This is a genomic window from Campylobacteraceae bacterium, assembly GCA_013215945.1.
Classification (GTDB): domain Bacteria; phylum Campylobacterota; class Campylobacteria; order Campylobacterales; family Arcobacteraceae; genus NORP36.
The window spans coordinates 1-24,569 of record JABSOM010000017.1 but is presented as its reverse complement, the minus strand read 5'-3'; the positions used below and the strand labels follow the sequence as shown (position 1 = coordinate 24,569).

The following is a 24,569-nucleotide window of genomic DNA, read 5'->3' as shown; positions in this document are numbered from 1 at the left end:
AATAAGTATAACAATAAGGAAAAACGTGATTTTACTTGTATTTTTTGCTCCTTTTTTTATAGTAATTGGCTGGTTGGTGATGGTTGACTCTTCTAATGATGAAGAAGTTAGAGCTTATTTAAAAAAAGCTAAGTGCCAAGAAGTGTTTTATTATAGAAGCAGATATAAAAGTATTTGTGATTCAAAAATTTTACTAATAAACAATCAATTCTCACTTGATTTTTCAAGCAATGAAAAGATTGTTTTTTCTAAAATAGAAAAAATACAAGAAAAAAATAATTCCATAGAAATACAAACACAAAATAAACTTTTTATTTTATTTTTTGAAAAAAATGAAGAAATAAAAACATTTAAAAAAAGTTTAGAGGATAAAATATAATGAAAGATTTTTTAATCTTTATAAACAGTACAAATCTTAGAAAAACACAATTATACTCTCAGTTAAAATGCACTTTGCAAGAAGCAAAAATTTTGCAATATATAAGTAAAGAATATGTTCAAGGCCGTGATTCTATTATGGTTCTTGATATTCTTTCACAATTTTATGACTTAGAAAAATACGAACATATTGAAAAAATTGTACATGTTAAAAAACTATTGGAGCTTGGGTGGATGGTTCAAAGCAGTGTGTATACCAATGTAAAACTAAGTGAAATATCAAAATTAGAGTTATTAAATTCTTCTGTGACTTTAAGTTCTTCTTTTTTAAAACTAGTAGAAGATGGTACGCTTGATATTGCTCTGCCTGAAATTAAAGAATACACGGACCATTTAGAATATTTACAAGATCAATTCTTTAAAATAGATTTGGCTCAGAAACTAAATGTTGTTAAACACAGTTTTGATGAAAACTCTCCTAATATTAACAGATTAAAATCAAAACTTGCGCTTTTGGAGAACCGTATATCTGAGAGAATTAAAGCTACTTCAACTGATATTATGATTGAAAAGTTTTTTGAAGACAATACTTTGGATGTAAACGAACGTATGATTTTTTTATCTTTATTAAAAGAAGAATATGCTGGAGGAGATGAGTCTTTGCGAGATATGAACTCTTTAATTGAATTGGTATCCCATGACGATTATGAAAAAATAAAACATCGATCGCTTTTAGAAGAGAGTTCAAAATTGGTTTCTAATAATTTAGTAGATTATGATGAAATGTTAACACCTTTTGGTGGAATTTCTAGAAACTTTTTTATTCCTGATGAGGTTTTATATAAAATTTCTCATCCCGCAAAAAAGAAAACAAGAGCGGCTAAAATTAAACTGGACTCATTAATTGCAGAGCAAGAAATGTTTGAATTAATTACTACCAATAAAAGTCTTGAAGATGTTGTTTTAAATCCCAAAACCAAAGAAACATTGGATGCTTTATTAAAACAAGTAGATAAAGAAGTAGTTACAAGACTTAAAGAGTGGGGAATTAAAGATAAAAAGAAAGGCATTGAAGCCAAAATAATTTTTTATGGCGCAGCTGGTACTGGTAAAACAATAACTGCTTTAGCACTTGGAAAATCTTTAAAACGTCAGGTACTTTCTTTTGACTGTTCTAAAATCTTGTCTATGTATGTGGGTGAGAGTGAAAAAAATGTAAGAGAAATTTTTGATAAATATAAAGAATTAAAAATAAAAACAAAATCTGAGCCTATTTTATTATTAAATGAAGCCGATCAGTTTTTGTCTTCACGTTCAAGTGGACAAGGAAGTTCTAGTGATAAAATGCACAATCAAATGCAAAATATATTTTTGGAACAGATTGAGCGTTTTGATGGAATATTAATAGCAACCACAAACTTACTTGAAAACTTAGACAAAGCATTTTCAAGAAGATTTAATTACAAAATTGAATTTGTAAAACCAAATTTAGAACAAAGACTTGCTTTATGGAAAAAATTACTACCTTCTACTCTTCCTTTAGAGAAAGATTTTAATATAAATGAGCTTGCAAAAATTGAATTAACGGGTGGACAAATTGAGTTAATTATTAAAAATACTGCTTATAAAGTAGCTGTTATGCAAGAAGCTATTTTTACAGTTGAAATTTTTAAAGAACAAATCTCAAAAGAGAAAAAAGGACAGTTTGATAGTGAAAACAAAGTAGGTTTTGTTTCATAAGTGTAACTATTTTTCTTATTTAAGGCTAAATAGGACAAAACATGTCTTATTTAATTCTTGAGTATTTTTGTCAAAAGATAAATTGTTGTATACTATCTCTTAAATAAGAAGATAATATTTTTTTCTTAAGCTTTTGCTTTTTTGCAAACTAAGTTTACGAATAGAATATTAAAAGTATTTAAAACAAACACACTAAGTGTTTGTTTTTTAAACATATGTATAAACAACAAGGACTTTTGATGACTCATATGGAGTTCGCACATCCCTATTTTGGCGTTTTCATGATGTTTGTAATAACCTTTGGGGCTTTTACTACCACCATTTTTTTAGCACGATTAATTAGCCGTAAGTTAGCACGACAAGATACTGAAAAATTAAAATACAGTATTTATGAATGTGGTCCTGAAGTTACGAAACAAAAAAACAGTATCTCTGTACAATTTTATTTAATGGCTCTGTTATTTATTCTTTTTGATATTGAGATTATATTTATGTTTCCTTGGGCTGTAAACTTCAAAGTTTTAGGCTGGTTTGGTTTTATTGAAATGATTTTATTCATTTTATTATTAACAATTGGATTCATATATGCATGGAAAAAAGGAGCCTTAGAATGGCACAGCATAAAGTAAATTATTTTCAAGATGGTGGTGCACCTATTGCACTTACTAGTATTGATAAATTTGTAAACTGGGGGCGTTCAAACTCTTTATGGCCGCTTACTTATGGTTTGGCCTGTTGCGCGATTGAGATGATGGCTTCAGGCGCTTCGCGATACGATTTTGATAGGTTTGGAACTATTTTTAGAGCCAGTCCAAGGCAAGCAGACGTTATTATAATAGCAGGTACGCTTACTAAAAAACATGCAGAATTCATGAGACGTCTCTATGATCAAATGCCTGATCCTAAATGGGTTATTTCTATGGGAAGCTGTGCTAATACGGGTGGTATGTTTAATACTTATGCCACTGTTCAAGGCGCTGATAGAATTGTTCCTGTTGACATTTATTTACCTGGTTGTGCCCCACGACCAGAAACTTTGCAATATGCTCTTATGATGTTACAAAAAAAAATACGAAGAGAAAGTATTTTTAGGTCGCACAAGCGTAAAAGGTTGGTTTAGTGAGAAAATATAAAAACAAAGAGGATGTTCAAAAAAAATCATACTTTAATGACAGATTTTATATTACACCAAGTATTCCACGACAAAAAGTACAAGATGATGAAGTATTTTTTGATACTTTGCAAAAATTAGAAGAAAACTTCACTGTCTTAGATGCTTATATTGAAGTTGAGCATTTAGTAGTTTATATTAATGCCTCTGCTAATGTTGAAGTATTAAAATATTTAAGAGATGAATGTTCTTACGATATGCTAATGGAACTTTCTGCTATTGATTATATTAAAACAAAACAAGGTTTTGAAATCTTTTACGAAATGTTAAGCATGAGTGAGAGAAAAAGACTAAGAGTTAAATGTTTTATCAAACAAAAAGAAGAACTTGAATCAGTTATTAATGTTTTTAAGATGGCCAATTGGAGTGAGAGAGAAATGTTTGATATGTATGGTATTAAAATCATAAATCATCCTTTCATGAAACGAATTTTAATGCCAGATGATTGGTACGATTATCCTTTATTAAAAACTTATCCACTTCAAGGGGATGAAGCAGCTTCATGGTATGAAGTTGATAAAATTTTTGGAAAAGAAGCAAGAGATACAATAGGTCCTGAAATCAGAGATTCTGCTGCTATTGACAGATACGATACTTCGCGCTTTTCAAGACTTGGACATGAAGTTGAATTTGGAGTAGAAGTTACTGACAAAACACTTAAACAAGTAAGTACTTCTTACCAAGAAGATGATAAACCCTTGTTTATTAAAAAACTTGATCCCAAAGATTCAATTACAATAAAAGGCAGAAGATAAATGCAAACAGTCAATAGGTTAAAACCTTTTTTTGAAAATATAAACTTTGAAAAAGAAGATAATACTATGATTATTAACTTCGGACCCCAACATCCTTCGGCTCATGGTCAAATGCGTTTGATTCTAGAAATGCAAGGCGAAGAAATTACCAAAGCAACTCCAGGAATTGGTTATTTACACCGTGGTATGGAAAAAATGGGCGAGAATATGATTTACAATGAATTCTTACCTACTACTGATAGAATGGATTATATAGCTGCTAGTTCAAATAACTATGGTTATGCGCTGGCAGTTGAAAAACTATTGGGAATAGAAGCTCCAAGACGGGCAGAAGTAATCAGAACCATGCTTTTAGAGCTTAATAGAATTATGTCTCATTTATTTTGGTTAGCAACTCATGCTTTAGATGTAGGAGCTATGTCTGTGTTTTTATATGCTTTTAGAGAACGTGAATTTGCCATGGATTTAATTGAAGATTATTGTGGTGCCAGACTTACGCATTCTGCTATTAGAATTGGTGGTGTTCCTTTAGATTTACCAAAAAACTGGTGCAAGGATTTAGAAAAATTCATAGGCATTTTAGAAACAGAGATTGTAAAATATGAAGGTTTATTAACAGAAAATAGAATTTGGAAAATGAGGCTTGAGAATGTTGGTGTTATTAATCAAGAACTTGCAAAACAATGGGCATGTACGGGAGTTACTTTAAGAGCTTCTGGGATTAAATGGGATTTAAGACGAGAAATGCCTTATGGTTTATACCCTGAACTTGATTTTGATGTACCCGTTGGAAAAAGTGGTGATTCTTATGCCAGATATCAATTGTATATGCAAGAAATGAAAGAAAGTGCAAAAATTCTAAAACAATTAATACCTATGTATGAAGAAAGTGATACTCAATTAATGGTTCATTCCCCTGAGTATATCTCAGCTCCAAAAGAAGAAATAATGACACAAAATTATTCTTTGATGCAACATTTTGTTTTAGTAACACAAGGTATGAGACCACCTAAGGGTGAAGTTTATGTAGCAACAGAATCTCCAAAAGGTGAGCTTGGATATATGATTGTAAGTGATGGAAGTCCTTATGCTTATAAAATGAAATTACGTGCGCCTTCTTATTGGCATACAGGTATTCTGGAAGATATTTTACCCGGCCATCAATTAGCTGATGTTGTTACAATTATTGGAAGTTTAAATATTGTATTTGGGGAGATTGATAGATGAGTGCTTTAAAAAATAAACAGTTTTATTTTTTAATGCACGAAAGCTTGAAAAATAAGTCCCAATATTTTTTAATGCACGAAAGCTTGAAAAATAAGTCCCAATATTTTTTAAAGCACGAAAGCATGAAAAATAAGTCACAATATTTTTTAAAGCACGAAAGCTTGAAGAATAATCTTACATATGAAAATTTGCTTGAAAACAATAAGGATTTTTCATGAAACGTTTTGATTTACGTCCTTTAAAAGAAGATTTTTATGACAGAATGTTATTCTTGATGAAAAATGAAATCTCTGCAAATGAAGTAGCTATCTTTATGTTTGAAATTGGTGATTTTACAGCCATTCAAAAATCAGCAGATGTTATTTATACTGCAGGTTATACCCTAATGAATTCTATTAAATTTAATGAAGTTGATTGGACGTTGGTTGTTAAAAAATTAGCACCAGAACCTAAAGTACAAGAAGAGGATCAATAATGAGTGAAAAAATAAACTTAGTTATTGATGGAAAAGCGGTACAAGCAAAAGAAGGCGAAACTTTACTTAATGTATCAAGGGCCAATGATATTTTTGTACCAGCTTTATGTTATTTAAGCAGATGTTCACCTACGCTTGCATGTAGATTGTGTTTAGTTGAAGTTGATGGAAAACAAGTATATTCCTGTAATGCCAAAGTAAAAGAAGGTATGACAGTAAGTACAAGCACAGAAAAAATTGAAACAGAACGTAGATCTATCATGGAAGTTTATGATGTAAATCATCCTTTGCAATGTGGAGTATGTGATCAAAGTGGAGAGTGTGAACTTCAAAACTATTCTTTGTATATGAAAGTTGATAAACAGCATTATGCAATTCCTGATGTAGCTCGACCAACGTCTCATTGGGGAGTTATGAATTATGACCCAGGTCTTTGTATTGTATGCGAAAAATGTGTAACGGTTTGTAAGGACATGATTGGTTCAAGTGCATTATCAACGGTTAAAAGAGGATCTGAGCCTATTTTTAAATCTTTTAAAGAAACTATGCCTAAAGATGCCTATTCTATGTGGAATAAATTAAATAAATCTTTAATTGGTTTTGATGAAAATGCCTGTACAGATTGTGGTGAGTGTATTTCTGTTTGCCCTGTTGGAGCTTTAGTATCTAATGATTTTCAATACAAATCAAACTCTTGGGAGTTAACACGAATTCCTGCATCAAATCCTCATTCAAGTGATTGTTCATTAATGTATTATGAAACCAAGTTTGAATCTATTGATACACACAGAGTTCAAAAAATATACCGAGTAACCAATGACCATCACTATTCAACGTTAAACGGCGCTGCTCGTTTTGCTTATGATTTTGAGAATAAGAGTGTAGGTAAAATTAAAATAGCTTTTGAAAATGCAATAGAAGCTTTTAAAGAAGCAAAAAATCTTAGATTTAATTCTTTTATTACCAATGAAGAAGCCTTTATTTTACAAAAATTAAAAGAAAAATTGGGATTTAGATTAATTAATAAAGATGCTTATGCGTATCAAGAATTTTTGAAACATTTTTCTTGCACTTCTGGTACGAGTTTATACAATGCAACACTAGATGATGTACATAAATCAAATTTTGTTATCTCTGTAGGGTCTTTTTTGAAAAGTGATTTACCACATGCCAGATATGCTTTAAACAACTCTGTTATTATGAATAAGGGTGCGGCTTTATACTTTCATCCCATACAAGATCCTATTATGGAACGTATTGGTAAAAAAGGCAAAACTACACAATTTATTTATCCACCTGCTTTAAAAGAAGAGATGGTTTTATATTATATTTTAGATACTTTTGGAAAAGATCTACCTTCTGCTATTCTTGATCATATAAATTCTTTTAAAGAAACAAGAAGCAGAACAGTAGAAGAGACAGTAAAAGAAACAGTTATTACTATTAAAGTAGATGAAGAAACAGGTGAAGAAAAAGAGATTAAAAAAGTTGTGTCTAAAAAAGTATCCAAAGAAGAAGAATATGAACATTCAAAAATCTTAGATGAGATTAATGCTTCACAAGATTTAAGTTCTTTAGTACAGACAATGCTTGCTAAAAAAGATAAGTTTTCATTGATTGTGGGAGAAGATTTAATATTTCATCCCCAAGCTTCTACTTTAGCAAAACTCTTAGGTTTGATTCAACGATGTACCGAATTTAAAGTTCTTATTATTCCAAGTTCTACGAATACGCTGGGGGTATCTTTACTTTGTGATTTAGATAAAGAAGAAGTTGAAGGGAAAAGTGTTTCTTATAATGAGAAATCAGACTTTGAACTTTCTTCTTTAGGGGATGGAGATTTAGATATGCCTGCTTTAAATCAACAAGAAGGAACCTTTACGAATATTAATAAACGAATAGTACCCACCAATGCTGCTTTAGATTTTACAGGGTATAACTTAAATGATTTAGCAAATGTTTTATTAGAAGAAGATATTGAACATACTATTGAATATACAAAAAAACTGCCTATTAATAAAGGTTTTTTAAGTATAGATTTTGATGATTTGAAAAATGAATTTACGAATGACAGACTTGAAAACAGAGGTTATGTTCTTAATTCTTATGATATTGATATTAGTGAAGAAATTGAAATTTCATCTGCCCTGGAACTAGAGCCAAAAAGTGAAGAAGTAGTAATTTACAGAGCCAATCCTATGAATCAATTTAATGAATTTACAGCAAAAGCACATGAAACATCAAATAAATCGGGTGTTTTTGTTTCTGAAGTATATTTAAAAAGCTTAGAAATGCAAGATGAAGACAGAATTTTTATTAATGCAAATGGATTGTCTTTAGAAACAAATGTTTATTTAGATAATCAAATAGAAGGTGATATTGTTTATGTTTCTACCTTTGATAAAAACCTAAGAACTAAAGCATTGTTTACAAATAGCAGATATAATATTGCATTAATCAAAAAGGCTTAAGATGGAAACAATAATTATTGAAACCATTGTTAAAGTACTTATCGTTTTAACAGTTTTCTCTGCTTTGGCTGGTTTTACTACTTATATTGAGAGAAAAGTTTTGGCTTTCATGCAAAGACGTTTAGGACCTATGAATGTAGGACCTTATGGTTTATTGCAAGTATTAGCAGATGGAATTAAACTTTTTACAAAAGAAGATGTAATTCCTGCAAATGCTTCCAAACCTGTATTTATGATAGCTCCTATTATTACAGCAGCAACAGCTTTTATAGCTATGAGTGCCATTCCTTTTTTTCCAGAATTTGAGCTTTTTGGATATACAGTACGACCTATTATTGCAGATATTAATATAGGTGTGTTATTTGTACTAGGCGTTGCTTCTGTTGGTTTATATGGACCTTTATTAGCAGGAATGAGTTCTGCAAATAAATGGGGGTTATTAGGAGGTGCTAGAACAGCTATTCAGTTACTTTCTTATGAAGTGGTTTCTGGACTTGCTTTATTAGCTCCTATTATGTTAGTTGGTTCTTTATCTTTAATTGATTTGAATAATTATCAAAGTGGGGGAATGTTATCGTGGATGATATTTACTCAGCCTTTGGCATTTTTACTTTTTTTGATTGCTGGTTTTGCTGAAACCAATAGAACACCTTTTGATTTACTTGAACATGAAGCAGAATTAGTTGCTGGCTATGCGACTGAGTATTCAGGTATGAGATGGGGAATGTTTTTTATTGGAGAATATGCCAATTTATTTACTATTTGTTTTTTAGTCTCTTTGGTATTTTTAGGCGGTTTCAATGATTGGGGATTTATTCCAGGAGGACTTGCTATTATTTTAAAAGTAATGTTCTTAATCTTTTTATTTTTATGGACAAGAGCTTCATGGCCTCATATTAGACCAGATCAATTGATGTGGTTGTGTTGGAAAGTACTAATGCCTTTAGCTGTATTAAATATACTCTTAACGGGTGTGATTGTGATGATAGGATTATAAAATGAATGTGGAAGATTTTAAAAACAGAAATGTAGGGCAGGGCTCTTATGTAAATGTTAAACAAGATGAATATCCGGAAACTCCTTGGGCTGAATTTAAACAAGTGTTTAAACGCTCACTTAAAGGAGAGCTTTTAGGTGGTTTGAAAATCACGTTTATTATGATGAAAGAAGCCTTATTTAACAAACAAATGCATACCGTGCAATATCCTGCTGAAAAACTTCCAATAGGTCCACGATACAGAGCAGTGCACAAATTATTAGCACTGTTAGAATCAGGGGAAAACAGATGTATTGGTTGTGGTTTATGTGAAAAGATTTGTATTGCTGATTGTATTAGATTGGATACAAAAATTGATGAAAACTCAAGAAAAGAAGTATTAGAATTTTCTATTAATTTTGGACGTTGTATTTTTTGTGGGTATTGTGCTGAGGTTTGTCCTGAGTTAGCTATTGTTCATGGGGAGAGGTATGAAAATGCCAGTGAACAGCGTGCCCATTTTGTTCTAAAAGAAGATATGGCAACACCCTTGGATAAACTTATTTTCCAAAAAGAATACGATGGTTTTGGTGCTGTTTCACCAGATGCAGACAAAAGAGTTAAAAAAACTCCTTTGTTTTACTAGGATAAATTATGTACGAAATTATTGCTTTTTATTTATTTTCTTTTTTATGCGTAGGGATGTTTTCTATTACGGTAACTACTAATAATGTTTTATACGCTTTGTCTTCATTAGCAGCTGGAATGATATTTATTTCTGCTTTTTTCTTTATTTTAGATGCTGATTTTTTAGGGGTGGTTCAAATTGTTGTTTATACAGGAGCTGTTATGGCTTTATATGCTTTTGGAATGATGTTTTTTGATTCTTTGTCTGGCATTGATGAAAAAATATCCAATCCTCGTTTAGTGTTTGCCTTATCTGGACTTATTGCTTTATGTATTGTACTTATTTTTTCTTTTCCTTTAATTGATGTGGGAATAGTAGCCCATGCGCCTGTTCATCCTTCATGGGGGAATACTCAAGATGTAGGAATCGTATTGTTTACTAAGTATTTGGTGGCTTTTGAAGTAGCTGCTGTTATGTTGTTAGTAGCAATGATTGGTGGAATTATTTTAGCTGGTAAAAAAATGGATATTTCTTATTCGTCTTTAAGTGAAGATGAAATTACAAGCTTAGAAAAAAAGGATGAAAAATGACCTTGAATGCTTATTTGATTTTATCAGCTTTGCTTTTTTGTATTGGCTTATTTGGAGTACTTAGAAGAAAAAATCTTTTAATGCTCTTTTTTTCTACTGAAATTATGCTAAATGCATGCAATATTGGTTTTGTTGCAGTATCGCGACATTATGGAGATTTAACCGGTCAAATGTTTTCTTTTTTTATCGTTGCAATTGCTGCATCTGAAGTTGCTATTGGTTTGGGTTTGTTAATCCTTTGGTTTAAAAAGAAAAATTCTATTGATTTAGACTCACTTACTAAGATGAAAGGTTAAGATGGAAATTTTTGTTTATCTTGCACTGTTTTCACCTCTTGTAGGTTCTTTAGTCGCAGCCTTGTTTGCAATGAAAAAGAAAGTTTTATTTACAGGGATTTTTACTTCTTGTCTTTTGGGAATTTCTACACTTTCTTCTTTTTATTTATTGTATTTTATTTTTACAACAAATGAAGTAATCCAAGTAGAATTAATGCAATGGATTAATATTGGGAATATAAATGTTTCTTTTTCTTTTGTAGTAGATTATATTTCTGTTGTAATGATGTGTGTAGTTACGTTGGTATCAACCATGGTACATATTCATTCTATTGGTTATATGGAAGATGATAAGGGTTTTAACAGGTACTTTTCTTATTTAAGTGCTTTTGTATTTTCTATGCTTGTTTTAGTGATGTCTGATAATTTTTTGGGTTTATTTATAGGCTGGGAAGGTGTTGGTTTATGTTCTTGGTTACTTATTGGTTTTTGGTATCACAAAGACTCTGCTTCTTGGGCAGCAAATGAAGCATTTATAATGAACAGAGTGGCTGATTTGGGAATGTTAATAGCAATCTTTTTGATTTTTTGGAATTTAGGTTCTTTAAATTATGATATTGTTTTTGCTAATATTTCTACTTTAGATATAGAAACTATAAGTTTAATAGGAATATTTTTATTTATAGGAGCTATGGGTAAATCAGCACAATTTCCTTTTCATACTTGGTTGGCTGATGCAATGGAAGGACCAACTCCTGTATCTGCCCTTATTCATGCTGCTACTATGGTAACAGCTGGAGTTTATTTATTAGTACGTTGTAATGAGATTTATGTATTAATACCTCATATAGGTTATGCAATTGCTTGTTTGGGAGCTTTTGTTGCTATTTTTGCAGCCTCAATGGCTTTAGTACATAATGATATGAAAAAAATCATTGCGTATTCAACGCTTTCACAATTGGGATATATGTTTGTAGCTGCTGGATTAGGCGCTTATTGGGTAGCTTTATTTCATCTTGTTACTCATGCTTTTTTCAAATCAGTTCTGTTTTTAGGTGCGGGAAATGTTATGCATGCTATGCACAATGAATTAGATATTAGAAAAATGGGTGGTTTGTATAAACAAATGAAAAGTACCGCAATAATCATGATTATTGCTTCAATTGCACTTGCAGGAATTTATCCTTTAGCCGGTTTTTTCTCAAAAGATAAAATTTTAGAAGCAGCTTTTAATGCAGATGCCACATTTATTTGGTTTGTATTATGGAGTGGTGCATTTATGACTGCTTTTTATTCTTTTAGATTGATTTTTAAAGTCTTTTTTGGAAAAGTTTCTTATGATGTAGATACGTTAAAGCCTCATGAAACACATAACTATGTTTTGGCTTCCATGCTTCCTTTAGTTATTTTAGCTGTTATATCAGGTTGGTTTGAACATAGTTTTGAGACTTTTGTTACGAATCAATTGCCATCTTGGGCTGCTTTAAACATGGAACACTCTACGGCACTTATTTTAATTTTAATTACTTCTTTTGTGGCTCTTATGGGAATATTCTTTGCTTGGTTTAAATACATTAAACAAGATGGTTTTTCATCTTCTTGGGAAAATAATTTTATGTATAAAATATTAAAAAATCAATATTATGTGCCTTGGTTTTATGAGAATATTATTTGTAAATCGTATTTGTATTTATCTAAAATAGCGTATAAACAAGTGGATTTAAAAATAATTGATGCTTTTGTTGATGGTATTGCCCATTTTATTTATTCAAGTGGAAAAGAAGCCAGAATTGTACAAAAAGCTTCTTTATCTTCTTCTTTAAAAGTTATGACTATAGGAATACTTGTGTTATTTATTTTTGCTGCTGTTATTTTTTTTAAGAAGGTGATATAAATGGATTACATTTTATCAATACTAATATTTTTCCCAGCCCTTGCTGCTCTTATTGGAATTTTGGTTAAAAAAGATTCTATTTTTATCTATGGTCTTATAGTTACTGGTTTAGAATTAGTTTTATCCTTGATTTTATATTCACTTTTTGATGTCCATGAAGCACAAATGCAGTTCATAGAAGAATATGCGCTTATTCCTTCTTATGGTATTTCTTATCTTGTAGGAATTGATGGTATTTCTTTATTTTTAGTGATTATGACTACTTTTATGAGTTTTATTTCTTTACTTGCTTTAAATGAGAAAAAAGACTTAAAACAATTAATTCTTACTGTTTTATTTTTAGAAATGACAATGGTTGGAGTGTTTTTAGCGCTTGATGCAATTGTCTTTTATCTTTTTTGGGAATTATCACTTGTTCCTATGTTATTTATAATTGGTGTTTGGGGTGGGAAACAACGAATTTATGCCTGCATTAAATTTTTCTTATATACCTTCTTAGGTTCTATGATTATGCTTGTTGCAATGTTGTATTTGGGATATATTTATTATGCAACCACAGGTATTTGGAGTTTTTCTTTACTTGATTGGAATTTGCTTTTATTGCCTTTTGATATGCAGTTATGGTTATTTGTAGCCTTTTTTGCAGGTTTTGCAGTAAAAGTACCTATGTTTCCTTTCCATACATGGTTGCCTTATGCTCATGGACAAGCACCAACCATTGGGTCTGTACTTCTAGCTGCAGTGTTATTAAAAATGGGAACTTACGGTTTTATTCGTTTCTCTCTTCCTTTGTTTCCTGATGCCAGTGTTTATTTTATGATACCTATGGCTATTTTAGCTCTTATTGCTATTATTTATACTGCTATGTTGGCCTACGCTCAAGAAGATATGAAACAAGTTATTGCTTATTCTTCAGTTTCACATATGGGTGTTATTATTTTAGGAACTTTTGCTTTAAATGTTGAAGGAATAGGGGGATCAATATTTTTAATGATTTCTCATGGTTTGGTTTCAGGGGCACTGTTTATGTTAGTAGGAATGTTATACGATAGGCGTCATACTAAAATGATAAGTGAATTTGGAGGCTTAGCATCTGTCATGCCTAAGTTTGCAGTTATTTTTGCTTTAATGTTAATGGCAAGTGTGGGATTGCCTCTTACAATTGGTTTTGTAGGAGAGTTTTTATCTCTTTTAGGGTTTTTTAAGGTCTCACCTATAATAGCTTCTTTAGCAGGTCTTACTATTATTTTAGGCGCTGTTTATATGTTGGTTATGTATAAAAGTGTATTCTTTGGAAAACTTGATAATAAAAAGAATGAAAAATTAATTGATATTAATAAAAACGAAGTTTTGGCTTTACTTCCTTTATGTTTCTTAGTTGTTCTCTTAGGTATTTTTCCTAAAATTATTTTAACACCTGTGAATACAAGTGTTAATGAGCTTGTTAATATTATGGAAATTAAAGCGGTAAAACAAAGCAGTAAAGATACATTAAGAATAATTAATGTGATAGGAGGTAAATAATGAATCCGAATATTCCTTCTGTTGTAATTGATTTTGCAGAATTAAACTTTGCCAGTTTATTACCTATGATTATTGTTATTGTAGGAGCTTTAAGTATTTTATGTATAGATTTATTTACAAAAAAAACAGATAAATCTTTATATATAATTTTAAGTGTTTTGTTTTTACTTATGGCTTTGGGCTCTATTATTGGGTTCTCAGGACCTGTGCGTGGAATGTTTGATTTAATGTTGATTGATGGAATAGCTGTTTTAGCTCAAATCATTATATTAATATCCTCTGTGTTTTTTGTCCTTTTATATTTAAATAAAATGCACTTTCATGAAACACAATATCCAGAGTATTTTGCCCTGTATTTATTTGCCGTAGCTGGGTTTATGTTTATGGTAAGCACTGATTCTTTGATTTTAATTTTTGTGGGACTTGAGACCTCCTCTATGGCTTTATATACCATGATAGCAATGCATAACAGACACAATGCTATAGAAGCGGCCATCAAGTATTTCACGATGGGCGCTTTAGCTACTGCTTTTTTTGCTTTTGCTTCTATGATTTTTTATGCTCTTACAGGAAGTGTTGAGCTTAGTATTATTTCTGATGTTTTGGTTGAGTCCGGTTTTGAAAATTATGCTTTTGTAATTGTTGGGGTTATTTTTATGGTGGGGGCTTTAGGTTTTAAACTCTCACTTGTTCCTTTTCATGCTTGGGTTGCAGATGTGTATCAAGGAAGTTCAGCAGCTCTCGCTGGTTTTATTTCCATTGTTCCAAAAGTAGCAGGTTTTGTTGTAGCTTTACGATTCTTTGAGATTTTTGTAGCTGCACGTGATCCTTATGTAGAAGCTATTTTATACGTGATTGTTGTTTTAACCATGACTATTCCAAATATTCTTGCTTTATTGCAAAAAGACTTAGCACGAATGTTGGCGTATTCTTCTATTTCTTCTGCTGGTTTTGTTATGAGTGCTATTTTAATTGGAACGACACAAGCAACACAAGCAATGTTTTTGTATTGGATTTTATTTTTTGTAGTTAATTTGGGAGTTTTTGCTTTGCTTTGGGTTATGAGAAATAAAGATTATGAAAATTATGAATCCGATTATTCTTATGAGCGATATGCTGGATTAGTTAGAAGTTCAAAATATACTGCAATTTTGATGGCTTTATTTATGCTTTCTTTAGCAGGTCTTCCCCCTTTGGCAATCTTTTGGGGAAAGATGTATTTAATTGGAAGTGCTATTAATTCTGGCATGATATATTTAGCTGTAATTATGGTTTTAAACTCTGCTATTGCCGTTTATTATTATTTACGACCCATAGTAGTAATGTTTTTATTAGAGCCTAAGGATGAAAAAAAGAAAGTTTTAAATAACTCTTCAAAAGCTTTGCGTTTTGTCTTAACTACTTGTGCTATTTTTACTTTGTTAAGTATTTTTTTAATAGAACCTTTATTAAATATTATTTTATATTATGTTCAAAGTTCAGGTTTCTAAATAGTGCCCTTTTAAGTTAGAAGTGCACTTATAGTCTAAAAACGATACTTAGAGTTTCCACTAAAGAATTATTGAAAATTATCTCATTTAGAGTTTATGCCCAAGAATCTTTAGTGACCTATTCTTTAAGAGATTTTGAATATGTATAATTTCTGTTCTTAATATTTTATCAAACGTACTATAATTTTTGCACTTCTAATGTTATCTCACTTATATATAAATTATAAGTCTACACACTAACTACATGTAAGTCTACACATTAATTACACATAAGTCTTCACTTTAATTACACATAAATTCTATATAATCAATATATAAAAAAAGGATACACATGAAAAAGATTACAAAAACTTTATTAGGAATAAGTGCAATGTTATTGCCTCTCTCATTAATGGCCGGAGAAATTAAATATTCTCAAAATCAGGAAAGCGTTATTTCAAAAGGTCTCAGTTTTAATATTACTGGAACAATAAATAAAAAACCCATGAAAGGTTTATATGGTACTTGGAGTATTGATGGAAAAGATCTTTGGGTTGATAAACACACCTTTATTTCAAACCCTGAAAAAATAAAAACAGGAGATAAGATTAGTGTACTAGCGAATAATCAATATGGAAAACTTTTTGCAATAAGAATAAATTAAAAGAGGATATAAAAATGATTTAAGTTTTTAAAATCTTCATTGACTTAATAATTATTTATACTTTATTAAGTAAATAATATGTAAAATTGAGGTAATAATTACTTCAATTTTACTCCAAGTTAAAAAACTATCCTTCCACTAAAAATTAAAACAAATTCTCAAAGATTTTCTCTTTATATTTTTTTTCATGCTTTTATAACTCTTCAATCTAATTTTAATAAAAAAATTAATGCGAATGAATATTTTATAACTCATCAAAAGTAAATTGATAACTTGTTACAATCACAAAAGAATAACAATACCAATAGCTATAAGGAAACACATTGAGAACCATAAGCGTAGCACACTCCCCCGATGCAGATGATATTTTTATGTATTATGCAATTAAATTTGGTTGGGTAAGTCCAAAAGATGCCAAATTTACAAATATTGCAGCAGATATTGAAACTCTTAACCAAGCAACACTAAAAGGAGAGTACGATATTTGTGCTATTTCTTTTGCTTTGTACCCTTTTGTAAAAGAGGATTATGCACTTCTTAAAACAGCTGTTTCTTTTGGAGATGGTTATGGTCCTAAACTTATTAAATTAAAAGGCAAAAAACTTAAAAGAAATTTTAAAGTGGCATTAAGTGGAGAATATACGACCAATGCCCTTTTATTTAAAATAGCTTATCCCAATGCTAAACCTGTGTATATGAATTTTTTAGAAATTGAAGAAGCTGTTCTAAATGGAGATGTAGATGCAGGTGTTTTAATTCATGAATCAATTTTAACCTATGATGATAAATTAGAAGTTGAAAAAGAGATGTGGGATATTTGGCAAAACCTTGCTGGAAAAGATTTACCTCTTCCTTTAGGTGGAATGTGCTTAAGAAGATCCCTTCCTTTAGCTCATGCTATTAATTATGAAAATACATTAATAAAAGCGGTAATAGTTGGAAATAAAAATAAAGCATTATTGTCTCGAATGTTAATGGACGAAGGTTTAATTAGAGTAGATGCGCCAACACTTGATAAATACCTTGATTTATATGCGAATGATGATTCCGTAGAAATGAGTGATTTACAATTAAAAGCCTTGGATAAACTCTTTGAACTTGGGTTTAAACATGGTTTTTATGAGAACTTATTAAAAAGTAAAGAGTTTTTAATTCCTTGTGAATATGAAGAATTAAGAGCACAATAAGATGAATGAGAGTAAAAATTATTTTAAAGAAATTGATTTCTCTCGTTATACTTCTATAAAAATTGGACCCAAAGCCCAAGTACTTGTAATAAATGAAATAAATACTTATGATGATTACAAGATATTTGGATTGGGAAACAATGCTTTAATTTCATCCACTCATCCAAAATTTGCAATTTTAGGCGAAAACTTTGCTTATATCAAAGAAAAAGACAAGCTATTATATGTAGGTTGTGCGACAAAATCAGCAAAACTATTACATTATGCTAAAAATAATAATATAAAAAATATGGAATTTTTAGGAAAACTACCTGGAAATATGGGTGGTTTGGTAAAAATGAATGCAGGTTTAAAAGAGTGGGAGATATTTAATTATATTCATTCTATTAAAACACAAAGTGGTTATATTAAAAAAGAAGACATTCTCTACTCTTATAGACATACAAATATAAATGAAATTGTCTATGAAGTAGTTTTTAATATTGAAGCTGGTTTTTCAAAAGAACAAGCAGAGCTTTTTAAAAATATGAGAGACAATCAACCCCAAACACCAAGTGCGGGCTCTTGTTTTAAAAACCCTAAAAACGACAGTGCTGGACGATTAATTGAAGCTGTAGGTTTAAAAGGTTTTGAGCATGGAGGTATGAGTTTTTCTATTAAACACGCCAACTTTTTAGTGAATAATAATAAAGGAACATACGAAGAAGCCAGATATTTAATTAATTTGGCGAAAGAAAAAGTAAAAAAAGCCTTTAATATTACTTTAGAAGAAGAAATCATTACTTACAATTAGTTCACAAAACGGTAAAAAGTACAATTATTAGCTTCTTTTATATAATATTTTCATATTAATTTGCCAAGATTAAGTATTTTTAAATTTAATATGTTAGAATTCACTCAAAAATATTTTAGAGGTAAGTAATACGTGAAAAACTTAGTTATCGTGGAATCACCCGCAAAAGCAAGAACAATATCAAAATTTTTAGGCTCTGACTATACGGTTATGGCATCTATGGGACATGTAAGAGATTTACCTAAGTCTAAATTAGGCTTTGACCCCGAAGATAATTTTAAACCTCAGTACCTAATATCAACAGATAAGAGAAAAGTTATTGCTGATTTGAAAAAACAAATAACAAAAGAAACTGTTATTTACCTAGCGGCCGATGAGGATAGGGAAGGTGAAGCAATCGCTTGGCACCTTATTCCTGCTTTAAAAATCGAAAAAAACCCTTTAAAACGAATTGTTTTTCACGAAATTACAAAAAAAGCAATTATGGAAGCCTTGGAAAACCCAAGAGAAGTTGATCAAAACTTAGTAGATGCCCAACAAGCCAGAAGAATTTTAGACAGGGCTGTTGGATATGAACTTTCTCCTTTAATTTGGAAAAAAGTTAGATACGGTTTGAGTGCGGGAAGAGTACAAAGTGTTGCTGTTAAAATAATAGTTGATAGAGAAAATGAAATAAAAGCTTTTGATCCTATTGAATATTGGAAAGTAAGAGCAGACTTATTAAATCCAAGTTTAAAAGCAGAGCTTGCAAAAGACAATGGAAAAGTATCAAAAATAAAAAATGAAGAAGAAGCTTTAGTGATTGAAAAATCAGTAAAAGAAGGAATCTTTGAATTAGTAGATATTGAAGAAAAAGAAAGCAAAAGAAACCCTGCCGCTCCTTTTACCACATCTACGATACAACAAGAAGCCAGTAGGAAACTTGGATATTCGGTAAAACAAACCATGATTATTGCTCAACAACTTTATGAAGGGAATGTCGGAACTATTCCAAATCATACAGGCGGATTAATTACGTATATGAGAACAGATTCTTTAAACTTATCTACACTTGCTACAAGTGATGCTAAAAAAGTAATTGATGCTGAATACGGAAAAGAATATTCACTTGACACGCCTAGAAAATACAAGTCAAAAGCAAAAGGGGCACAAGAAGCCCATGAAGCTATTAGACCTGTAAACTTGGCTTTAAAACCTTCCCAAATTAGAGAGTTTGTAGATAATTCACAATACAAATTATATTCATTAATTTGGAAAAGAACATTAGCAACACAAATGGCTGCAGCTAAAATTGCTAATACTACGTATAAAATAGAAGCGGGGGCAAATAAAGAGTATGAATTTCAAGTAAAAGGTCAAAGAATTATTTTTGCTGGATTTATGAAAACCTATACAGAAGGCAGTGATAATCCAGATACTGCATTAGATTCCAGTGAAAAGATTTTACCCAATGTAAGTGTTGGTACTATTTTACCTTTAGAAGAATTGATTTGTGAACAATTATTTACTAAACCTCCTGCTCGATATACAGAAGCTTCTTTGGTTAAAAAACTAGAAAGTGAAGGAATTGGAAGACCATCTACTTATGCTCCTACCATTTCTACTATTCAAACACGAGAATATGTTGTAAAAACAGAAGATAAAAAACTAATACCTACACCAACAGGTGAAATTGTAAACTCTTTTTTAAGTGATCATTTCTCTGATATTATTAATTTAGGTTTTACTGCAAAAGTAGAAGAACAATTTGATGATATTGCAGAAGGAAAAATTGCTTGGCAAGATGTGCTTCGAAATTTTTATGGGGATTTCAAAAAAACAATTATTGAAAAAGAAGAAACCGTAGAAAAAAGTGATTATTTACAAATAAGAGAAATGGGAACAGATCCAGAATCTGGGAAACCAATGAGTGCTAGAGTAGGAAGATTTGGTCCTTTCATGCAAATTGGAACAAAAGACGATGAAGAAAAACCAAGATTTGTAGCTATTCCAAAAGATTTAAATATGGATACGATTACAAAAGAAGAAGCTTTGTTTTTATTTACACTTCCTCGTGTTGTTGGACTTGATAGCGTAGGGGACGAAATAAAAGCCAATATTGGACGATTTGGTCCGTATTTACAAATAAAAACAAGATATTATTCTTTAAAAACAGATGATCCTTATAAAATTGAATTACCAAGAGCGCTGGAGTTAATTAAAGAATTAGATGAAGCAAAAGCAAAAGCTACTATAAAAGTATTTGAAAAAGAAAAAATTCATGTGTTAATAGGACGTTATGGCGCGTATATTAAACAAGGAAGAAAAAACTTTAAAATTCCAAAAGGTAAAGTAGCGGAAGATTTAAGCTTGGAAGAGTGTGAAGAAATTATTGCAAATGATCCAAAAAGTAAAGGGGCTAAAAAAGCGCCTGCTAAGAAAACTGCAGCAAAAAAAGCTCCAGCTAAAAAAACCGCAGCTAAGAAAACAACTGTAAAAAAAGCTCCAGCTAAAAAAGCTGCTCCTAAAAAAACAACAGCAAAAACAAGTACAAAAAAAGCTGCTGCTAAAAAAAGCACAAAAGCTACAGACAAATAAACGTAAATATTATGAAAATTGCTGTTTTATCTGATTCTCATTTCAAAACCTCTTATACGAAAGAGGTTTTGGATTTTTTAAAAGACTTAGACGCTACTTTTGTAATACATGCAGGAGATTTGTGTTGCGAAGAAAATTTAGCGCTTTTAGAAGAAAATAATTTGCCTTATGTTAGTGTATTTGGAAACAATGATTCTTCATTGCAAAGAATTGCGCATAAATATAATATTAAGAGTGAACCTTATTATTTTAAGAAAAGTGATATTACTTTTAAATTAATGCATATGCCTTATTATATGTCACCTGATTGTGATATTGTAATTTATGGACATACACATATTTTTAAAAGTGAATATATAAACAATACTTTATTTCTTAACCCTGGTGAAGTATGTGCAAGAGAAAAACCACTTATTGAATGTGTTTTATTAGAAGTAAACGACAAAGAATACATTGTTGATTATTATTCTAAAAATATAAACGAAACAATTTATAGAAAAGAGAGAAAAAACTATGAGCGAAAATAAAACTATATTTTTATGTGCTATTTCTAATATTGAAAGTGGTACCTGTAATGAAGACTGTAAATTTTGTACACAAAGTGTACGATATAAAGCGGATATAGAAAGATATAAAAGAAAAGAAATAGAACAAATAGTATCTGATGCAAAACAAGCAAAAGCGAATCAGGCCAATGGGTTTTGTTTAGTAACCGCGGGAAAAGGGCTTACCAAAAAACGATTAGCTTTTGTATGTGAAGCTTTAAGAGCTGTAAAAAAAGAAAATTTAGGACTTATCTTAATTGCCTGTAATGGAACGGCTAATATAGAGCAGTTAGAAGCGTTAAAAGAAGCAGGTGCGGATGCTTATAATCATAATTTAGAAACATCAAGGGATTTTTATCCTGAAATTGTTACAACCCATACTTGGGATGAAAGATATGAAACATGTCAAAATGTTAATAAAGTAGGTTTGCGTTTAGTTTGTGGCGGAATTTTCGGTTTAGGTGAATCACAAGAACAACGAATCTCTATGCTTGAATCCATTGCTTCTTTAAATCCAAGAAATGTTCCTATTAACTTTTTTCACCCCAATAAAGCTCTGCCTTTAGTGGAAAATTCTGTTACAAGGGAAGAAGCGTTTAAACTAATTGAGTTAACAAGAAAAATGGTTCCTAATGCTGAGAAGATTATGGCAGCAGGAGGGCGAGAATTAATGTTTGGTGATGAACAATACAAAGTTTTTGATCATGGTGTGAATGCTGTTGTTGTTGGAAACTATTTAACGACAAAAGGAAAATCTGCCTATGAAGATATAAAATCAATAGAAGATTTAGGATTTAAAATCATTAACGAGTGCATGGCCAAGGCATAAAATGAACGATGAAATCCTAATAATATTTTCAATATCATTTATTATTTTTGCTTCTCCTTTATTATCAAGGATTACAAAAATACCTACTATTCCTATTGAAATTATTTTAGGTGCTTTATTCGCGGCATTTTCATTAATACATGAACATGCTTTATTTGAGCAAGTAGCAGAACTTGGATTTTTATATCTCATGTTTTTAGCAGGGCTGGAAGTTGATTTAAAAACCCTGGTTACTGTTCCTAAACGTATACTAAAAAAAGCCATACTTTATAATATTCTTCTGTTTTCTATGAGTTTTATGATTACTTTATATTTAGACTTAAGTAAAATATTTATTGTTATCTTGCCACTTATTTCTATTGGTGTTTTAGCAGCACTTAAAAAAGAATATGGAGATACTCCCTGGATTAAACTTTCTATTCTTGTGGGGATTATTGGAGAAGTGATATCTATTTTTGCATTAACAACTGTGGCAGCTGGTTTGGAACTCGGTTTTGGTTGGGAATTTATAAAAACTATGTTTTTATTTATTGTTTTCCTTATTGCTTTATTATTGGTATATAAAGTTTTTCATAATCTTATTTGGTGGTTCCCACAAATAAAAGCCTATTTAATGCCTGAAAATGATCATGAAGAACAAGATATTAGAGTCTCTATGGCAATATTTTTTGTAATGATAGCAGTAATGATATATTTACAATTAGAAGTGGCTTTTGGTGCTTTTATTGCAGGTACTTTTGTTACTACATTTTTTGCAGAACACAATAAGTCTTTACCTACAAAATTAGAACATTTTGGTTTTGGATGGTTGGTGCCTATATTTTTCGTAAGTGTTGGTTCTTCTTTTGATTTATCTGCTCTTTTTGATGATACTTTGGTTGAAAAAGCCTTCTTAATTACATTTACTATGATATTAATGCGCGTAATAGCATCTACGCTCTTCATTAAAGAGCTTGGATCTGATAAGTTCATCTTATTAGCCTTATCTCATTCTATGCCTTTAACACTACTTATTGCAGTTGCTACACTTGCTTATCATAATCACTCTATTACAGAGTTTTGGTATTTTGCTTTTATTTTAGCATCTATTCTTGAAGTGTTAGTTGTTATGATTGTAATTCGTATTTATTCTAATATATTGAAGAAGAAAATTATTTAAGAGAAAGAAGTGAGTGATTTTTTTGCTTAGTAATAAAATATATGCTAGGCATATATTTTATTGATTTTTTGTAATACTTACAATATTTTCATTGTAATTAACTTCATACATAGAGGGATTGTTTTCTAAAGAAATAACTACTCTAAAATAATTCTCTTTTTTATGATTACCAATAACAATTTGTTTAAAATTTGCATTGTTTATAGTTTTTCTTTTTGTGTAAAATTTAAGATTAGAAGCTCTAAAATCTAAAATAATTTTATTCTCTTTTTCAATAGTAAATTTTTTAAATACTTTGTATTTTCCTGAGTCAATATCAATTGAAGTATTATCGTATTGAATATTTACAAAATCAAGGGGATTGTACATTGTTTTTTCATCTGGAATATCCATACGTTTTTTAACATAAACAATTTCTTGCATTGTTTTTTCGGGCATTTTTACTTTTTGAAGTTCTTCAATGTCTTTTTGCATTTTTAGTGTTTTATGTAAAATTGCATTAATACTTTCATCATTCATAGTATTCGTTTTTCTGTGAGACATTTTTTTCATAGGTTTTTTAGACATTTTGTCTTCACTCATTTTTTTAGGAACCATAGTTATACTGTAAGTAGTTTTTTCTCCTGGAATTTCTAAGGTAGAATCCATATTTTCATATTGATTAGAGTCTTCAGCATTTTTGGTAAAAGCTTGTGGATTCCACTCCCCTTCTTGCATTAAGCGAGCAACTTCTTCTAAATAAGCATCTGTTGGGGCAAAAGGATTTTCTCTCGCAAACAATGTTGAGCTTAATAACAGTAAAAATATAAAATGTTTTTTCATTCTTCTGGCTCCAAGTTTTTTAATTCAAAATACTCTTTTTGTAGTCTTGCATTATCGAACTGCAAGCGCCTTATCTCTTTTTTAAGAAAGGTCCTTTTTTCTTTTAAATTAGAATAAACATCATAAGAGTTAATTCCAAACAATAAGTTTGCCACATGATAGCTTAGAAACAGTGTAATAGCAATAGAAGCTATTACTATTAATGTAAATTTAATTACCTCACTGTTCTTATTTTCTTTTTTTTGCATGATTCAATTATTTAGTAAAGGGAGTTTTTCCTAAATATTGTGCATATGCGATTTCCGCATCAATTTCTAGTAGTCTGTTATATTTGGCAATCCTATCAGATCGTGACGTTGAACCTGTTTTGATTTGTCCACAATTTAAAGCCACTGCAAAATCAGCAATAAAAGTATCTTC

Annotated in this window: 25 protein-coding genes; 22 read left to right on the top strand and 3 right to left on the bottom strand. The window is 30.4% G+C overall.

Features of this window, described 5'->3' with window-relative positions; genetic code table 11:
- The first annotated feature begins 25 nt into the window (after positions 1 to 25).
- The 22 genes from HRT41_14760 to HRT41_14655 all read left to right on the top strand — a co-directional run bounded on the left by HRT41_14760 (position 26) and on the right by HRT41_14655 (position 23,327).
- Positions 26 to 379, top strand: coding sequence for a hypothetical protein (locus HRT41_14760; protein NQY25282.1), 354 nt, complete (start codon positions 26 to 28; stop codon positions 377 to 379).
- Positions 379 to 2,118, top strand: a complete 1,740-nt coding sequence (locus HRT41_14755) for an ATP-binding protein (protein ID NQY25281.1) — start codon at positions 379 to 381, stop codon at positions 2,116 to 2,118. Before HRT41_14760 ends, HRT41_14755 begins: the two co-directional genes overlap by 1 nt.
- A gap of 239 nt (positions 2,119 to 2,357) precedes the next feature.
- Positions 2,358 to 2,747, top strand: coding sequence for an NAD(P)H-quinone oxidoreductase subunit 3 (locus tag HRT41_14750; protein ID NQY25280.1), 390 nt, complete (start codon positions 2,358 to 2,360; stop codon positions 2,745 to 2,747).
- The gene (locus tag HRT41_14745) at positions 2,729 to 3,238 is read left to right on the top strand and encodes an NADH-quinone oxidoreductase subunit B (protein NQY25279.1); all 510 of its coding nucleotides are present in this window, start codon (positions 2,729 to 2,731) and stop codon (positions 3,236 to 3,238) included. Before HRT41_14750 ends, HRT41_14745 begins: the two co-directional genes overlap by 19 nt.
- Positions 3,238 to 4,044: an NADH-quinone oxidoreductase subunit C gene (locus tag HRT41_14740; protein NQY25278.1), complete on the top strand. Its 807-nt coding sequence runs from the start codon at positions 3,238 to 3,240 to the stop codon at positions 4,042 to 4,044. Before HRT41_14745 ends, HRT41_14740 begins: the two co-directional genes overlap by 1 nt.
- Positions 4,045 to 5,271: an NADH dehydrogenase (quinone) subunit D gene (gene nuoD / locus HRT41_14735; GenBank protein NQY25277.1), complete on the top strand. Its 1,227-nt coding sequence runs from the start codon at positions 4,045 to 4,047 to the stop codon at positions 5,269 to 5,271.
- 214 nt (positions 5,272 to 5,485) lie between these two features.
- Positions 5,486 to 5,746 (top strand): hypothetical protein, encoded by a 261-nt coding sequence (locus HRT41_14730; protein NQY25276.1) that lies wholly within the window; start codon positions 5,486 to 5,488, stop codon positions 5,744 to 5,746.
- The gene (locus HRT41_14725; protein NQY25275.1) at positions 5,746 to 8,217 is read left to right on the top strand and encodes an NADH-quinone oxidoreductase subunit G; all 2,472 of its coding nucleotides are present in this window, start codon (positions 5,746 to 5,748) and stop codon (positions 8,215 to 8,217) included. The genes HRT41_14730 and HRT41_14725 overlap by 1 nt, the downstream gene beginning before the upstream one ends.
- A gap of 1 nt (position 8,218) precedes the next feature.
- Entirely contained in the window at positions 8,219 to 9,214 is a 996-nt protein-coding gene (nuoH, locus tag HRT41_14720; protein ID NQY25274.1) for an NADH-quinone oxidoreductase subunit NuoH, read from the top strand.
- A 1-nt stretch (position 9,215) separates the two neighbouring features.
- Positions 9,216 to 9,839 carry an NADH-quinone oxidoreductase subunit NuoI gene (gene nuoI, locus HRT41_14715; protein NQY25273.1) on the top strand — a complete coding sequence of 208 codons (624 nt, stop codon included), beginning with the start codon at positions 9,216 to 9,218 and terminating at the stop codon, positions 9,837 to 9,839.
- A gap of 8 nt (positions 9,840 to 9,847) precedes the next feature.
- Positions 9,848 to 10,411 (top strand): NADH-quinone oxidoreductase subunit J, encoded by a 564-nt coding sequence (locus HRT41_14710; protein NQY25272.1) that lies wholly within the window; start codon positions 9,848 to 9,850, stop codon positions 10,409 to 10,411.
- Positions 10,408 to 10,707, top strand: a complete 300-nt coding sequence (gene nuoK, locus HRT41_14705) for an NADH-quinone oxidoreductase subunit NuoK (protein ID NQY25271.1) — start codon at positions 10,408 to 10,410, stop codon at positions 10,705 to 10,707. The genes HRT41_14710 and nuoK overlap by 4 nt, the downstream gene beginning before the upstream one ends.
- A gap of 1 nt (position 10,708) precedes the next feature.
- Positions 10,709 to 12,580, top strand: a complete 1,872-nt coding sequence (gene nuoL / locus HRT41_14700; GenBank protein ID NQY25270.1) for an NADH-quinone oxidoreductase subunit L — start codon at positions 10,709 to 10,711, stop codon at positions 12,578 to 12,580.
- Entirely contained in the window at positions 12,581 to 14,104 is a 1,524-nt protein-coding gene (locus tag HRT41_14695) for an NADH-quinone oxidoreductase subunit M (GenBank protein NQY25269.1), read from the top strand. It abuts the gene before it with no gap.
- Positions 14,104 to 15,594, top strand: coding sequence for an NADH-quinone oxidoreductase subunit NuoN (gene nuoN, locus HRT41_14690; protein ID NQY25268.1), 1,491 nt, complete (start codon positions 14,104 to 14,106; stop codon positions 15,592 to 15,594). Before HRT41_14695 ends, nuoN begins: the two co-directional genes overlap by 1 nt.
- Before the next feature lie 331 nt (positions 15,595 to 15,925).
- Positions 15,926 to 16,237, top strand: a complete 312-nt coding sequence (locus HRT41_14685; GenBank protein ID NQY25267.1) for a hypothetical protein — start codon at positions 15,926 to 15,928, stop codon at positions 16,235 to 16,237.
- 323 nt (positions 16,238 to 16,560) lie between these two features.
- Positions 16,561 to 17,424, top strand: coding sequence for a succinate--CoA ligase (locus HRT41_14680; protein NQY25266.1), 864 nt, complete (start codon positions 16,561 to 16,563; stop codon positions 17,422 to 17,424).
- A 1-nt stretch (position 17,425) separates the two neighbouring features.
- Positions 17,426 to 18,217: a UDP-N-acetylmuramate dehydrogenase gene (locus HRT41_14675; protein ID NQY25265.1), complete on the top strand. Its 792-nt coding sequence runs from the start codon at positions 17,426 to 17,428 to the stop codon at positions 18,215 to 18,217.
- Positions 18,218 to 18,349: 132 nt separating this feature from the next.
- On the top strand, positions 18,350 to 20,794 hold the full coding sequence (gene topA / locus HRT41_14670; protein NQY25264.1) for a type I DNA topoisomerase: 2,445 nt from the start codon (positions 18,350 to 18,352) through the stop codon (positions 20,792 to 20,794).
- Between the two features lie 11 nt (positions 20,795 to 20,805).
- On the top strand, positions 20,806 to 21,321 hold the full coding sequence (locus HRT41_14665; protein ID NQY25263.1) for a YfcE family phosphodiesterase: 516 nt from the start codon (positions 20,806 to 20,808) through the stop codon (positions 21,319 to 21,321).
- Positions 21,308 to 22,168, top strand: coding sequence for a biotin synthase (locus HRT41_14660; GenBank protein ID NQY25262.1), 861 nt, complete (start codon positions 21,308 to 21,310; stop codon positions 22,166 to 22,168). Before HRT41_14665 ends, HRT41_14660 begins: the two co-directional genes overlap by 14 nt.
- A gap of 1 nt (position 22,169) precedes the next feature.
- Positions 22,170 to 23,327 (top strand): cation:proton antiporter, encoded by a 1,158-nt coding sequence (locus HRT41_14655; protein ID NQY25261.1) that lies wholly within the window; start codon positions 22,170 to 22,172, stop codon positions 23,325 to 23,327.
- A 57-nt stretch (positions 23,328 to 23,384) separates the two neighbouring features.
- Here HRT41_14655 and HRT41_14650 read toward each other — a convergent pair whose 3' ends face one another.
- The 3 genes from HRT41_14650 to eno form a co-directional block, all read right to left on the bottom strand.
- Positions 23,385 to 24,149 (bottom strand): AMIN domain-containing protein, encoded by a 765-nt coding sequence (locus HRT41_14650; protein ID NQY25260.1) that lies wholly within the window; start codon positions 24,147 to 24,149, stop codon positions 23,385 to 23,387.
- Positions 24,146 to 24,397 carry a septum formation initiator gene (locus tag HRT41_14645; protein NQY25259.1) on the bottom strand — a complete coding sequence of 84 codons (252 nt, stop codon included), beginning with the start codon at positions 24,395 to 24,397 and terminating at the stop codon, positions 24,146 to 24,148. Before HRT41_14645 ends, HRT41_14650 begins: the two co-directional genes overlap by 4 nt.
- Before the next feature lie 7 nt (positions 24,398 to 24,404).
- On the bottom strand, positions 24,405 to 24,569 hold a 165-nt coding region (gene eno / locus HRT41_14640), incomplete at its 5' end, for a phosphopyruvate hydratase (protein NQY25258.1).

What these genes read in the sequence shown, in the direction of transcription:
- nuoH (NQY25274.1), top strand. Translation starts at nt 8,219, where the DNA reads ATGGAAACAATAATTATTGAAACCATTGTTAAAGTACTTATCGTTTTA.
- HRT41_14755 (NQY25281.1), top strand. Translation starts at nt 379, where the DNA reads ATGAAAGATTTTTTAATCTTTATAAACAGTACAAATCTTAGAAAAACA.
- HRT41_14650 (NQY25260.1), bottom strand. Translation starts at nt 24,149, where the DNA reads ATGAAAAAACATTTTATATTTTTACTGTTATTAAGCTCAACATTGTTT.
- HRT41_14725 (NQY25275.1), top strand. Translation starts at nt 5,746, where the DNA reads ATGAGTGAAAAAATAAACTTAGTTATTGATGGAAAAGCGGTACAAGCA.
- HRT41_14710 (NQY25272.1), top strand. Translation starts at nt 9,848, where the DNA reads ATGTACGAAATTATTGCTTTTTATTTATTTTCTTTTTTATGCGTAGGG.
- HRT41_14675 (NQY25265.1), top strand. Translation starts at nt 17,426, where the DNA reads ATGAATGAGAGTAAAAATTATTTTAAAGAAATTGATTTCTCTCGTTAT.
- HRT41_14685 (NQY25267.1), top strand. Translation starts at nt 15,926, where the DNA reads ATGAAAAAGATTACAAAAACTTTATTAGGAATAAGTGCAATGTTATTG.
- nuoK (NQY25271.1), top strand. Translation starts at nt 10,408, where the DNA reads ATGACCTTGAATGCTTATTTGATTTTATCAGCTTTGCTTTTTTGTATT.
- HRT41_14660 (NQY25262.1), top strand. Translation starts at nt 21,308, where the DNA reads ATGAGCGAAAATAAAACTATATTTTTATGTGCTATTTCTAATATTGAA.
- nuoD (NQY25277.1), top strand. Translation starts at nt 4,045, where the DNA reads ATGCAAACAGTCAATAGGTTAAAACCTTTTTTTGAAAATATAAACTTT.
- nuoI (NQY25273.1), top strand. Translation starts at nt 9,216, where the DNA reads ATGAATGTGGAAGATTTTAAAAACAGAAATGTAGGGCAGGGCTCTTAT.
- HRT41_14655 (NQY25261.1), top strand. Translation starts at nt 22,170, where the DNA reads ATGAACGATGAAATCCTAATAATATTTTCAATATCATTTATTATTTTT.
- HRT41_14750 (NQY25280.1), top strand. Translation starts at nt 2,358, where the DNA reads ATGACTCATATGGAGTTCGCACATCCCTATTTTGGCGTTTTCATGATG.
- HRT41_14695 (NQY25269.1), top strand. Translation starts at nt 12,581, where the DNA reads ATGGATTACATTTTATCAATACTAATATTTTTCCCAGCCCTTGCTGCT.
- nuoL (NQY25270.1), top strand. Translation starts at nt 10,709, where the DNA reads ATGGAAATTTTTGTTTATCTTGCACTGTTTTCACCTCTTGTAGGTTCT.
- nuoN (NQY25268.1), top strand. Translation starts at nt 14,104, where the DNA reads ATGAATCCGAATATTCCTTCTGTTGTAATTGATTTTGCAGAATTAAAC.
- HRT41_14645 (NQY25259.1), bottom strand. Translation starts at nt 24,397, where the DNA reads ATGCAAAAAAAAGAAAATAAGAACAGTGAGGTAATTAAATTTACATTA.
- HRT41_14730 (NQY25276.1), top strand. Translation starts at nt 5,486, where the DNA reads ATGAAACGTTTTGATTTACGTCCTTTAAAAGAAGATTTTTATGACAGA.
- HRT41_14745 (NQY25279.1), top strand. Translation starts at nt 2,729, where the DNA reads ATGGCACAGCATAAAGTAAATTATTTTCAAGATGGTGGTGCACCTATT.
- HRT41_14665 (NQY25263.1), top strand. Translation starts at nt 20,806, where the DNA reads ATGAAAATTGCTGTTTTATCTGATTCTCATTTCAAAACCTCTTATACG.